At 64.6% G+C, this 11,694-nt stretch carries 12 protein-coding genes and 1 pseudogene; 4 read left to right on the forward strand and 9 right to left on the reverse strand.

Going from position 1 to position 11,694, the window contains the following annotated elements; genetic code table 11:
- Window positions 1-174: 174 nt before the first annotated feature.
- Both J7I94_RS09405 and J7I94_RS09410 read right to left on the reverse strand, forming a co-directional pair.
- Window positions 175-405: a DUF397 domain-containing protein gene (locus J7I94_RS09405; RefSeq protein ID WP_215166513.1), complete on the reverse strand. Its 231-nt coding sequence runs from the start codon at window positions 403-405 to the stop codon at window positions 175-177.
- Window positions 402-1,253 carry a helix-turn-helix transcriptional regulator gene (locus J7I94_RS09410; protein ID WP_215166547.1) on the reverse strand — a complete coding sequence of 284 codons (852 nt, stop codon included), beginning with the start codon at window positions 1,251-1,253 and terminating at the stop codon, window positions 402-404. The genes J7I94_RS09405 and J7I94_RS09410 overlap by 4 nt, the downstream gene beginning before the upstream one ends.
- A gap of 247 nt (window positions 1,254-1,500) precedes the next feature.
- Between J7I94_RS09410 and J7I94_RS09415 the strand changes: the two genes are divergently transcribed.
- The gene (locus J7I94_RS09415) at window positions 1,501-2,046 is read left to right on the forward strand and encodes an ATP-binding protein (protein ID WP_308114524.1); all 546 of its coding nucleotides are present in this window, start codon (window positions 1,501-1,503) and stop codon (window positions 2,044-2,046) included.
- A gap of 19 nt (window positions 2,047-2,065) precedes the next feature.
- On the opposite strand, the gene J7I94_RS09420 is transcribed toward J7I94_RS09415, so the two are convergent.
- On the reverse strand, window positions 2,066-5,218 hold the full coding sequence (locus J7I94_RS09420) for a DUF3427 domain-containing protein (protein ID WP_215166515.1): 3,153 nt from the start codon (window positions 5,216-5,218) through the stop codon (window positions 2,066-2,068).
- Window positions 5,219-5,497: 279 nt separating this feature from the next.
- Between J7I94_RS09420 and J7I94_RS38215 the strand changes: the two are divergent.
- Window positions 5,498-5,851, forward strand: a pseudogene (locus J7I94_RS38215) (hypothetical protein).
- 110 nt (window positions 5,852-5,961) lie between these two features.
- Here the strand turns inward: J7I94_RS38215 and J7I94_RS09430 are convergent.
- Both J7I94_RS09430 and J7I94_RS09435 read right to left on the reverse strand, forming a co-directional pair.
- Window positions 5,962-6,618 (reverse strand): bifunctional 2-polyprenyl-6-hydroxyphenol methylase/3-demethylubiquinol 3-O-methyltransferase UbiG, encoded by a 657-nt coding sequence (locus J7I94_RS09430; RefSeq protein ID WP_215166517.1) that lies wholly within the window; start codon window positions 6,616-6,618, stop codon window positions 5,962-5,964.
- A 75-nt stretch (window positions 6,619-6,693) separates the two neighbouring features.
- Complete coding sequence (locus J7I94_RS09435; RefSeq protein ID WP_215166518.1) at window positions 6,694-7,194, reverse strand: hypothetical protein; 501 nt, start codon at window positions 7,192-7,194, stop codon at window positions 6,694-6,696.
- Between the two features lie 269 nt (window positions 7,195-7,463).
- On the opposite strand from J7I94_RS09435, the gene J7I94_RS09440 reads away from it, so the two are divergent.
- Together J7I94_RS09440 and J7I94_RS09445 are read left to right on the forward strand one after the other, a co-directional pair.
- Window positions 7,464-8,222, forward strand: a complete 759-nt coding sequence (locus J7I94_RS09440; RefSeq protein WP_215166519.1) for a DUF6879 family protein — start codon at window positions 7,464-7,466, stop codon at window positions 8,220-8,222.
- A 15-nt stretch (window positions 8,223-8,237) separates the two neighbouring features.
- Window positions 8,238-9,089: a helix-turn-helix transcriptional regulator gene (locus J7I94_RS09445; RefSeq protein ID WP_215166520.1), complete on the forward strand. Its 852-nt coding sequence runs from the start codon at window positions 8,238-8,240 to the stop codon at window positions 9,087-9,089.
- 23 nt (window positions 9,090-9,112) lie between these two features.
- Here J7I94_RS09445 and J7I94_RS09450 read toward each other — a convergent pair whose 3' ends face one another.
- From J7I94_RS09450 to J7I94_RS09465, 4 genes are all read right to left on the reverse strand, one after another.
- Window positions 9,113-10,141, reverse strand: coding sequence for an SEC-C domain-containing protein (locus tag J7I94_RS09450; protein WP_215166521.1), 1,029 nt, complete (start codon window positions 10,139-10,141; stop codon window positions 9,113-9,115).
- A 128-nt stretch (window positions 10,142-10,269) separates the two neighbouring features.
- Window positions 10,270-10,548 (reverse strand): hypothetical protein, encoded by a 279-nt coding sequence (locus tag J7I94_RS09455; protein ID WP_251074888.1) that lies wholly within the window; start codon window positions 10,546-10,548, stop codon window positions 10,270-10,272.
- A gap of 139 nt (window positions 10,549-10,687) precedes the next feature.
- Window positions 10,688-11,134 carry a hypothetical protein gene (locus tag J7I94_RS09460; protein ID WP_215166522.1) on the reverse strand — a complete coding sequence of 149 codons (447 nt, stop codon included), beginning with the start codon at window positions 11,132-11,134 and terminating at the stop codon, window positions 10,688-10,690.
- Window positions 11,135-11,231: 97 nt separating this feature from the next.
- Complete coding sequence (locus J7I94_RS09465) at window positions 11,232-11,681, reverse strand: hypothetical protein (RefSeq protein WP_215166523.1); 450 nt, start codon at window positions 11,679-11,681, stop codon at window positions 11,232-11,234.
- Between the last annotated feature and the right edge of the window lie 13 nt (window positions 11,682-11,694).

Raw genomic sequence — 11,694 nt, forward strand, 5'->3', positions numbered from 1 at the left:
CCTACCAGAGTCACCCCACTCTTACAGGGAACCCGGGGCCCTCACCAGGGGTTCTTCCGCCATAGGTCGACGGACTTTCTGAGCGGTCACGAACTGTTCCGAGATCCGAGCGGAAACCCTGAGCCAGGCGCCCTCCCGCTGGTGCGACAACGCTAATCACGACAAGCTCAAGGGTCACGCGGTTATTACTACATCCTGGCCGCGTGTCCCTGTGAGTTCTCGTCGGTTGATCGCTTGTATGAAGCAAAGCCAGGTGCTGGGCTGAAAATAAAGGGTCCGGCCATTCTTACACTTGGAGTCGCGTATTAGTGTTGCGCTATCACCGAGTGCGCATTCCACGCACTCGGTGCCGCTTCCGCCGCTGTATGAAGACTTGAACCAGTGGAGCTGAGGCATTTCCGTCATCCGCTGCACTCCTGCCTGACCTTGTCGATGAGTTCAGCACTGGATTCGAAGTCGAGTGCCTGGGCGCTGAGGTATTCGAACGCCAACGTGTAACGGTTCAACTCTTCCCGTTTTTCCATGAAGAGCCCTCCACCGAGGATGTCCACGTATACGACGTCCAGTTCGCGGGCCTGGCCGCGCAGGACGGCGAAGCTGCCGACAGCCGCAGCATGGGCGCCTCGTGCGAACGGGAGGACCTGGACGGTGATGTTCGACCGCTGGGACATAGCAAGGAGGTGCGTGAGCTGGTGCCGCATGACCTCGCGCCCGCCAACTTGCCTGCGGATCGCGGCCTCGTCGATCACACACCAAATGTGCGGCGGCTCCTCGCGTTCCAACAGCTCCTGCCGCTTCATGCGGATGTCGACCATGTGCTGCACCTCGCGTTCATCGCAGTGGATCTCTGAAGCGCGGTGTACCGCTTCCGCGTAGGCGCGGGTCTGAAGTAGGCCGGGCACGTACATGCAAGCGAAGTGGTCCTCGCGAACGACTTCGTCTTCGAGGGTGAGCATGAGGTTCATGGACTCGGGGATGGGGTCGGCGAGTGAGCGCCACCAACCCTGGATCTTCGCCCCCTTCGCCAACTCGACCAGTGCGAGGCGTTCTTCGTCCGAGGCGCCGTACTCGCGGCAGAGCGCGTCGACGGCCGGCCACTTCACCGTTCCTTCCTTCGTCTCGTAGCGGCTGAGCGTCGCTTTGGAGATGCCCACCCGCGCTCCTGCCTCCTCCAGGGTCAGTCCTTTCAGATCCCGGAGTCGACGTAGGTCGGCGCCCAGTTGGCGCCTGCGGGTAGTGGGTCCTGCTGCCATGCCGGTGGCCTTCCTGTCGGTGGGATAGATCGTCGTCGCCACCCGGTGCTACCGACAAGATGGCGTGCGCCGGGGCGCGTTCCGCTGTGTCGCGCTCCCGTTGGGCCGTTATGAGAGTTCCATTTTGAGAGTCTCAGTGCAACTCTTAGTGCTCATGGAGTCACTCACGGCGCATAGCGCCATCGTCAGAGCCGGTACGGGAGTAGCGGCTCCCACCCTGCGTAGTACGGGCCGCCCGTCGGGGCGTGTGTGGGCGCTTCCCTTCATCGCGGAAGCGCGGGACGTCGCAGCTCTACGGGACGCCATGCGTCTCCCCTTGGAGCTCTGGGGCCTGCAAGAGCTCGTCGAGGACGCTCAACTGTGTGTCAGCGAACTGGTCGCCAACGTCATTCAGCACGTTGGCCCGGGGACGCCGACGACGCTGGTCCTCGCGGCTGAAGGCGTCGGCCTACGCATCGAAGTGCACGACCCGGACCTCCGTGCGCTGCCCACGCTGACCAGTGCGGGACCCGACTCGGAGGCGGGGAGAGGCATGGCGCTCATTGGCGCCCTTGCCGACCGCTGGGGTGTCGACCTCACGCCGGAGCGCAAGGCGACATGGTGCGAACTCGGCACGGGAGTCGGCCCGTCCGATCAACGTGCCGCCTCTCGGGTAGAGGCGGCGTTGGAGCAAGAGGCAGTGATCGGAGTCGTCGTTGATCTCCTTCATCGACTCCGCCTACATGGGTGGGACCCGGACGAGGTGCTCGATCAGGCTCAGATCCGCTTCGAGTCCGATACCGGCGGGTGCTGAGCCTGAACGACGACTGTGGTCAGCTAGCCGCGACAGCAGCTGAGTACACCCACACATCGGCAGGCAACTCGTGCTTCAAGCGCCAGGTGACGGCCATCGGCTTGCTGCCGGTGTGGGTGTCGTACGTCGCTGGGCCAAGGAGCATCCACGGCTGGGATTTGCCTATGTCCGTGTTCTTGTAGCGACGCATGAACAGCAGAACGTGGCTGCCTCGCTGTTCATGCTGCTGGTAACGGAGGCCGGTTGGCGAACCCTCAGCCGTCGTGCTCTGAGACTCCCAGTGGAAGAGCGACGGGCTCAGCGCATAGTCCTTGTAGCGGACGGTGGGCGAGAAGTCCTTCTCGTCCTTCTCCGACGTGATGAGCAGGGCGTCCGTCTGCAGTTCGTCCACCCACAGCACACCCTGAGCGAAGGACCGGGGCATCTGGCCGCCGAAGCGTGCCACTCCGAGTGCGGCGAGGATCTCGGAGCGATTGTACGAGCTGTGGACCTTCAGCGGAACCTGGCCGAGAAGGCCGGTCAACGGGATCGGGAAGTGGTCCGCGCGCTCCATGACGTACGACAGCAACTGCCTCAACTCGTCGCGCAGTGCCTGTTGCGGACGCAGCGACTCAAGGCCCTCCTGGTAGCTGGTGAAGCCACCCGCATTGTCCCAGAGGTTGAAGAAAAGCATGCGAGCATAGACCTGATCAGCAGGGATCAGCTCGTCGTACCGCGGAGCGTCGTCGCTGAGCAGCTTGAGGTAAGCCTGGGCGCGTTCGGGGTCGTCCACGTGGAGGAAGGCGTGTACGCGCTTGAGGAGCGCTGCTTCCGCCGAGGGTGCAGGTTCGTCGATGAGCCCGGCTCGGCGCAGGATGGTCGTCCAGGAGTTGTCGCTCTTGTAGAGCTCCTTGATCTCCCGGCGGCTCTCGTGAAGGTACTCGGCAAGGCGTGGCGTGCGGTAAGCCCTGACTTCGTTCACGAGTGTCTTGACAGTGGCGCCCAGTTGAGCGCGGATGTTGTCGAGTACGAGTTCCTTGGACTTACCTTCCAGGATGATCTGGCAGCCGGATGGCAGTTGAGGGAAGTCGTTCTCGATGTGGTCGACCAGCCGGTTCCGCGACAGGTTGGTCAGTGCGCGGAACTGCTCCTCGAAGCGGAACTCTGCGCGGTGCTGCCCGATGAAGTCGAGCACGGTGAGTACCGGCTTGGAATCCGTGCGCCTGAGGCCCCGCCCCAACTGCTGAAGAAAGATCGTCGCGCTGTTGGTGGGGCGAAGGAGGAGCAGGGTGTCGACGTCGGGGATGTCGAGTCCCTCATTGAACAGGTCGACGGAAAAGATCACTTGAAGCTTGCCGTCACGCAGGTCGGTCAGCGCCTGGGCCCGTACGTCAGCGGGGGAGTTGCCGTCGAGTGCCACCGCCTGGAAGTTGGCTTGGCGGAAACACTCCGCCATGAAGCGGGCGTGTGCCCTGCTGACGCAGAAGCCGAGGGCGCGCATGGCCCCGGGGTTTGAGATCTTGTCCGCGATCTGCTTCACCACAATCCGAGCACGGGCGTCGTTGCCTGTATACAGGCTGTCCAGCTCCTGTTCGGTGTAGGTCCCCCGCTGCCAGCCGAGGTTTCGTAGGTCGGTGCCGTCCGGGATGCCGAAGTAGTGGAACGGGCAGAGCAGGTTGTTCTCCAGGGCCTCCCACAGTCGCATCTCAGCAGCGATGCGACCCCCGAAAAACTCGTCCTGGACGTTCTGCCCATCCATGCGCTCGGGCGTCGCGGTCAGCCCCAGCAGTTCTTTGGGCGTGAAGTGATCGATGACCCTGCGGTAGGTCGTGGCGGTGGCATGGTGGAACTCGTCGATGACGATCACGTCGAAGTGGTCGCGGGCCAACTGCTCCAACCGCTGGGCATTGAGCGACTGAACGCTGGCGAAGACGTGGGTCCACTCACGCGGGTCCTGGCCGGCGTGGAGCAACTCACCGAACGATGCGTCGTCCAGCACCTCGCGATAGGTGCGCAGCGACTGGCTGAGGATCTCCTTGCGGTGGGCTACGAACAGCAGCTTCGGTCGCTCACCTTGCGTCTGCCTGCACAGGTTCCGGTAGTCCAGTGCTGCCATGACGGTCTTGCCCGTGCCGGTGGCGGCGACGAGAAGATTCTGATGCCGGTCGCGGATTTCCCGTTCGACGCGCAGCCGCTCCAGCATGTCCTGCTGGTGTGGGTAGGGACGTACCTCAAGACCAGACAGATTGATCTTCAGGTCGGTCGCCGTGCCGGACCCGCTTGCCTGGGCCAAGGCTTCGTCCAGGCGCTGTCCGTGCAGGTCAGGGTCGTAGGTTTCGAAGGCGATGTCGTTCCAGTACGCGTCGAAGGTCGCTTCGAACTTGTCCAATACGGCGGGGGTGGCGACGGACGACAGACGCACGTTCCACTCCAGACCGTCGAGCAGGGCTGCCCTCGACAGGTTGGAACTACCGACGTAGGCGGTGTCGAAGCCTGTGTTACGCCGGAATAGCCATGCCTTCGCATGCAGGCGGGTGGACCGGATCTCGTAGTTCACCTTGACGGTGGCGCCGAAGTCACGGACCAGCCGGTCGAGTGCACGGCGATCGGTGGCACCCATGTAGGTGGTGGTGATGACTCGGATCGGCACCTTCCGCTTTTTGGCGGCGTGCAGAGCTTCTTCCAATACCCTTATGCCGTACCACTTTACGAACGCACACAGCAGGTCGATGCGGTCGGCAGTAGCAAGTTCGGCACGCAACTCTGCGCCGAGACTGAGGTCCTCCGGCGAGTTGGTGAGCAGAGAGGTCTCCGAGAGCGGGGTCAGCGGGCGGATGGCGTAGACGCCCGCCGCCTCCTGCTGCGCGAGAGCGAGGAGTTGTCGAGGGCCCTCGACAACCCTGCTTATCGGCTCGTCCTCGCTGCGGTCGGACCACGCCGCTGCCACGGAGTCCAGAACCTGATTGGCGAACGGCACCTGCTGGTCCGCCTGGAGTCGCTGGAGCCTGTGGGCTATCACCTCGCCGATGTGGCGGGCCAGCACATGGGGCGATGATTCCCCGCCGACCTCAGCGTCAATGGCCTTCCACCCCGCGGAGGCCAACTGCTCCAGCTCATCGTGCACGCTTTGCGTGATCAGCTTCTCGTACACTCCGGCGATCGGCTGCCCCGGATCTTTCTCTGCCGCCACCATGCCCCCTCAGACATAAGTCAGTGACTCTTGTTCTAGCAGGAGCCACTGACAAGCTACGCAGGGGCCGTGCCGCAACACCTCCCATATATGGACTTTGGGAGCTTCTGTTCCCTCGGGAGCAGACGGATCTCTCGTTCTGACGAAGAAGCGCCCCATAGCTGCTGTCGGGGTGCAGCCGTGAGGTGGGTGTGGAACTGGTGGCCGCCGAGCCCAGGCTGTCGCTACCGTCGGGCTTTCGGCCGGCCGTATCGGCGGTTGCCTCGTCTAGGAGCGTTTCCCGTGATCAACCGGCAAGTAACGACGACGCTGTGGCGTCCCACCGGTCCCGGAGAACTCGAGCTGGTGCGCGAGCTGGACTGGCGTGCCTGGCCGCCGCGGCTGCCTGAACAGCCGATCTTTTACCCGGTCCTCAACTAGGAGTACGCCGTCAAGATCGCGCGGGACTGGAACGTCAAGCACGACGGCGCCGGTTTTGTCACCCGCTTTGACGTCAAGTCCGATTTCCTGCGCAGGTACCCGGTTCAGCAGGCAGGCGGACGGGCGATCCTCGAGCTGTGAGTACCGGCCGAGGAACTCGACGAGTTCAACGCTCACATCGTTGGCAAGATCCAGTTGGTGCACGAGTTCCACTGAGCTGAGCTCTGTAGCCTCCGCGAGGCGGCTGGCTGCCTCGGTGCGGTGATCCTGCTGTGACCGCTGTGATCGCGACTCCGCCGTCGCCAAGGAACTCGACGAGGAATCCGTCACGAAGCCGCCGCCCGCACCAGCAGCGTCCCGATGTGGCCGGCGTGAGGTGGCTCGATGACCCGCGCGTCGGCCGTGGCGAAACCGGCCCGGGTGAGGAGGCGCTCCCACACGGCCGGGCGGTAGCTGTAGCGGTAGGTGAACATCGCCTTGCCCGTGAAGCCTCCCTTGTACATGCCCTGCGGTCCGTACGCGCCGGGGATGGCGGGAGGCTGCGAGAAGACGAGAACGCCCCCGGGCCGGAGCCGTCGGCGGACGAGAGGGAAGAGGCGGCTGGGGTCGGTGAACCAGGCCGCTCCGAAGATCGAGTAGACGGCGTCGTACTCGTCCTCGTGCTTGCTCAGGTACTCCAGGACTTCGGAGCACAGGATGTCCGCGCCGGTGCTTGCCCACTTCGCGGTGGCCTTCTCGACCATGACGGGCGACAGGTCGATGCCCCGGGCGGTGATGCCGTGCTGAGCGAGGTGGGCGAGGGCGCGGCCGGTGCCGCAGCCGATCTCCAGGACGGAACGCGGGTTCCCGAGCAGTTCCGGGCCTGGTCCGTGACCGGCGTACTGGGTCCAGCAGAAGCCGGGTTCCATGTCGTCCCTGAAGGCGGAGGCGGCGAAGGTGTCCCACAGTTCCGTCTCGGCGGCGATGTCGTGTGGTGCGGGCAAGGCGATTCCTCCTCGCAGGAGCCGCCGGCCCCTGTCCCGCGGAGGGCGAAGACAGGGGCGGGCGGGCCGGACCGTTCAGTGGCTGTCGGGGACCTTGTTGTCGCAGGGCGAGCAGTCCGTTCCGTCGATCGCCCACAACTCCTCGTCGACGTCGAAGCCGATGGACTTCAGGAAGTCTGCCGTACGCACGCACAGGCCGTCCCGGCGGCGCTCGGTGAACGGGGCGTGGTGCTTGTAACGGCCCTCGTTGTACACGTCGCACAGGGCCCACCACACCGGGGTGTCGAGAATCAGCTGGTGAACGCCGATGTCGACGAGCTTGCCGACGCCCAGGTGGATCTCGGGGTGCTCCATGCAACCGACGGTGTACATGACGGCGTTGCCGAGAACGCGTTCCGCCATGTCGCGGACCATGGTGTGGTCGCGCAGCAGCAAGGCGACCTCGCGGTCCCAGAGGGTCATGCCGCTGTCCAGCACGTTGATCGTCAGGTGTTGAATCTCGGGCTGGACGAGATTGAGAAGTTCCTTCGGGTCCCGCGTGCGGAGGGTTGTAGGTCGGTCGAGCGTGACGGTCATCAGCCGCTCCTTCGATGGCAGGTGGTGGCGTTCCCGTTCGGACTCGCCCCGCCCCGGCGTGCGGCGTCGTGCAGGGGTCCTGGCTGCGGTCCGGCCGGCAATGCGACGGTAGGGACGGTCATGAGCAGGGCGCACGAGAGTTGCGCGAAGTTGCTCGGCACGCCGGTGAGGTTGCGCGAGGTTGCTGATTCAGGGTGACCGGGGCACGCACGTCGGACGTGAGTCCTGGGAAAGCTTCGGGAGCCGGACCCCGAGGGAAGGACGCGATCATGACCCGACGACTGCGTTTCAACGGCACAGGCAGCGGCGTCAACGGATGCCCGTCCCTTCATGACGACCTCGACACAGGCGAGGTCATCATTCACGGCCCCCCACTCACCGACCCGGACGACATCGCACAGCTTCGTCACCTGAACGAGGGCGAGGTGCCCATCGTGGTGCCGCGCGAACTGCTGGTCGATTTCGGTCCGAAGGAGGTGGTGCGCGAGCCCGACATCATCGGGCTGGACGAGTTCGACCGGCTCTTCACACAGTTCGAGCACACGGCCTGGCGACTGGAGACACGCCGCCGCTACGCGTCGGACGAGCTCACCGACACCTACGCCCAGTTCATGCGCGGCGAGCCCGTCGACTGGGAGGGAGCCGACACCGACTGGTGCGCGGAGCGCCGCGAGCAGGTGGCTCTCGGCAAGCGGTTCGAGCGGGTCCGCGTGGTCGACGAGCCGCCCACGAGCGGCCAGCTCTACCTGCTCGACAACGCACGCCGCAACAGCGCTGTCGGCGAGGTGATCCACAATCTGCGGCGAGGGGATGCCGACCGCCTCGGCCTGCCCACCGAAGATTTCTGGATCTTCGATTCCCGGCTGGTCGCGCTGCTGAACTTCGATGACACTGATCACCTGTTCAGCGTGGAGCTGGTCACAGAGCCGGCTGCGGTGCTGCGGTACGTCAGAGCACGCGACGCGGCACTGCACCATGCCGTGCCGTACGAGGAGTTCGCGGCACGGCTGACCGCGAAGGAGGACTGAGGCAGGTGTGGAGCGGTGAGCACGGACTACCAGCAGGCACGGGAAGCACTCGGGGTACGGCTGCGCGAACTCCGGCTCTCCGCCCCTGGGGGCAGGCTCACCGGCGCTGAGCTCGCCGGCCGGTACGGGTGGAACAAATCCAAGGTCAGCAGGCTGGAAAACGGCAGGCAGACCCCGACGCCCGATGACTTGCGCAAGTGGGCGGAGGCAACCGGCCAGGCGGAGGCGTACGACGAGCTGGTCGCGCGCCTCCTCGGCTTCGAGTCCCACATCCGGTCATGGCGGCGTCAGCTCGCCTCGGGGCACAAGGCGGTCCAGGACACCCACCTGAGGGCCCATGCCGACGCCTCGGTCTTCCACGGCTGGGAGTCGTCGATGATCTTCGGGTTACTCCAGACTCCGGACTACGCCCGGGCGGTCTTCACGCAGTACGCGGAGCTACAGCGGTCGCCGCGCGACACAGAGGAAGCGGTCCGGTCCCGAATGAAGAGGCAGGAAGCGCTGTACGACTCCGCGAAGCGCTTTCACCTCATCTTGTGGGAAGCCGCCCTTCACTCCCTGGTCTGTCCGCCGTCGGTGCTCGCGGCCCAGCTCGACCGCCTGCTGGGGACCATTGGCCTGGACACGGTCGAACTGGGCGTCATCCCGTTGTCCGCCTCGCTCAAGATCCCTCCGGCCACCGCTTTCTGGATCTACGACGACCGTCAGGTGATCGTCGAGAACTGGCACGCGGAGTTGTGGATCGACGACGAGGCGAGCGTCGACACGTACCGGCGGACCTGGAGAACGCTGCGCGAGTCCGCGGTGTACGGCGTCGACGCGCAGAACGTCATCAACGGGGCGCGACGAGGGCTGCGTACTCGCTGAGGTGACAGCGTCCTGCCAGGAGGTCACCGCTCCGCAGCGGTGCTCGCTCCATGACAGTCGCCGTACGTCCGTCCCGACCCGCACCAACACTCAGCCCCCCGCTGCGGCGGCCAGGCAACCGCCCGCCCCCGCGCCCCCAAAGTCGTCGCGTACTGCGGCAACAGCGACGCGTCGGCCGGAGACGCCCCCTCCGACGCCGCGAACGCCTCGTAGGACGGGACCGTCCCCCGCACCACCCCCAGGTTCCGCGTCCCCGACGACTCCAGCTCCCTCAGTGCGTCCTCTATCGCCGCCAGGTGCTCCTCGTACGACGGGTACTCCGCGGAGAGGGACGGGTACGCCGACAGGAGTTCCGTCAGTTCTTCGGCGGGCCAGTGGAGCATGGCGACCGGGAAGGGGCGGGAGAGGGCCTCGCGGTAGGCGCCGAGTTCGGCGCGGAGGCGGGAGATCTCGGCCTCCAGCTCGGCCGGGTTGTCCGAGCCGAGGGACCATACGCGCTTGGGGTCGTGCAGTTCGTCCAGGGTGACCGGCATGGAGTGCAGGGTGTCGGCGAGGGTGTCCCAGTCGTCGTGCGGCAGGCCCAGCATGCGGCGGACGCGGTGGCGGCCGTAGAGGAGGGGGTGGGTCGGGCGCGGGGGCTCGGGGGCGTCGGCCAGCAGGAGTCGGGCGGCCTCGGTGAAGGTCTCGTGGGCCGACTCCAGCTCGTCGTGGGACTCCAGGGACTCCGCGACGATGACCCAGGGGGCCGGGTCCCTCGGGGACGCCGCGCGGACGCCCTCGATGATGGCCCTGGCCTCGGCCTCGTGGCCGTACTCCCAGAGGTTGGACGCCTTGAGGGCGCGGACCAGGGCCGGGTTCTCAAGGGTGCCGGGGGCGGAGAGCAGACGGTCGTAGAAGGCCGTCGCGGCGGGGCGCTCGCCGGCCAGCTCCAGATGGGCTGCGGCCCGCAGCAGCAGGGCCTCGGCGTCCTCCGGGTACAGGCCGGCGGTCCGCTCCAGGCGTGCCGCTTCGGCGGTGTGGTCGACGTTCTCGGCGGGCGTGTCGGGGCGCATGGGGGACACCGTACTGCTGGCTGGTGACAGAGGGGTACGAAGCCGGTCGGAGTACCGGTGGTCCTCGGTCTCGCGGCGTCGAAGGGTGGACGTCGATGCCTGCGCCGGGCGCCGAGGTCATCCCGCCGTCATTCGCAAGCCGACTGCGGCCAGTCGGCTCTGCGCCACAGCGCCTCGAAATGCTTCGGTGCGATGTGCAGCGCGGTGAACTCGATCTGCGCGTTCACATCATCGAGTTCACCGACGGGTACTTCGCTGAGGCCAATGTGCGAGGTTTCATGGTTCCGATCAGCCTTGAGGAGTCTGCCGTCGCGATATTTTTGGATCTTTCTCATCTCATAACCGTCGTCACCGATCTCGCTGAAGAAGGTTGTGGCCTCGTCGTTGAACTCATGGTGCCACTCCACTTGCCAGTATTGGATTGCATTCACCCGTGTTCGCCGTCGTCCAGTTCTTCAATCGACTTGGTGCGATCGATGCGTTGGTTCACGTCGCCTGCGGTGAGCGTTGTGGGAGTCGCCCTAGTGAAGGAAGAATGCGTAGCAATCACCACGCGTGGGAAACGGGCACGCCTGACGCCTCATCGGAGAAGGGCATTCCATTGCCCCAGGAAAAAATGTAGCGACGATTTGTGGTGTCGTACTCGACGCTGATACCTGCGGGCGTCAAGTCAAAGACTTCTCGCGTCCATCCCTCCATGACAAAAGCTGCTACCTCGGGTACGTAGTCACTGGTCGGGAAGGAGAGGTTTTGCACTTTGACGGTCAGACCCTGCGGATGCAGTCTGTTGAGGCTCTCGGAATGCAGGGACAGGCCGTACATCATCCATGCGGTATCACGCCAGTGCGGCCAGGAAGCTGGTGGTTCCATCCAAAGACTCCTGCCAATTTGTGTGGCGTGCCGAGGAATGGGTCCGGTCGCGTCGGCCGCCGCGGTGATGTCGGCGGCCAATCCGCCGAGTGGGCTGCGCTTTCTGTAGCGGAAGGTTTTCACTGATGAATGCAGCTCAATTCAAGGACTTTCTCTCTCCGTACCATGTATTGTGGTGGGTGAGATGGACCTGCTCGGCAGAAATTCTGGCTCGAGCCAATCACTTCGCCTCAGGTGTGAAGTGATGAGTCACAATCCAGTAGTCATACTCCTCCGTGGTTGCAGCGCAAAGACGGCAACCGTCGACCGACATCGCAATAAATTCCGGTGAATCCTGGTCTTGAAGGTGTGGAGACAGGCGGGCTGTTTGTGTCCACTGAACCGTAGTCCACCCCAGCCTCTCACCACCAGGACCAGCAGTGAATAGTAGAAATGTGTCAGCGGAGTCAAAGATTGAATTCTCGCGTGCCTGTTTGTACCATGCGCGATCAAGCGCTGTGATGGCGTCGGGAGAGTTCTGGCTGATGACCACTGCAGGCGCCACTTCCATGCTTGCAACACGTTGAATGGCCTCAAGCGCTGATGGGACATCGGGTGGTGATGGGGTATCGATAATGCGTAGTCCTGTCTTCGACAACATCCGCATGCGGGTTTCGAAAGCGTCATTCATTGTATGTCTTCTT

The sequence above is a fragment of the Streptomyces sp. ISL-12 genome (assembly GCF_018614415.1).
GTDB lineage: Bacteria > Actinomycetota > Actinomycetes > Streptomycetales > Streptomycetaceae > Streptomyces.

Coding starts and splice junctions, on each gene's coding strand:
- J7I94_RS09405 (WP_215166513.1), bottom strand. CDS start 405: ATGACGGAAATGCCTCAGCTCCACTGGTTCAAGTCTTCATACAGCGGC.
- J7I94_RS09410 (WP_215166547.1), bottom strand. CDS start 1,253: ATGGCAGCAGGACCCACTACCCGCAGGCGCCAACTGGGCGCCGACCTA.
- J7I94_RS09420 (WP_215166515.1), bottom strand. CDS start 5,218: ATGGTGGCGGCAGAGAAAGATCCGGGGCAGCCGATCGCCGGAGTGTAC.
- J7I94_RS09435 (WP_215166518.1), bottom strand. CDS start 7,194: ATGACCGTCACGCTCGACCGACCTACAACCCTCCGCACGCGGGACCCG.
- J7I94_RS09440 (WP_215166519.1), top strand. CDS start 7,464: ATGACCCGACGACTGCGTTTCAACGGCACAGGCAGCGGCGTCAACGGA.
- J7I94_RS09450 (WP_215166521.1), bottom strand. CDS start 10,141: ATGCGCCCCGACACGCCCGCCGAGAACGTCGACCACACCGCCGAAGCG.
- J7I94_RS09465 (WP_215166523.1), bottom strand. CDS start 11,681: ATGAATGACGCTTTCGAAACCCGCATGCGGATGTTGTCGAAGACAGGA.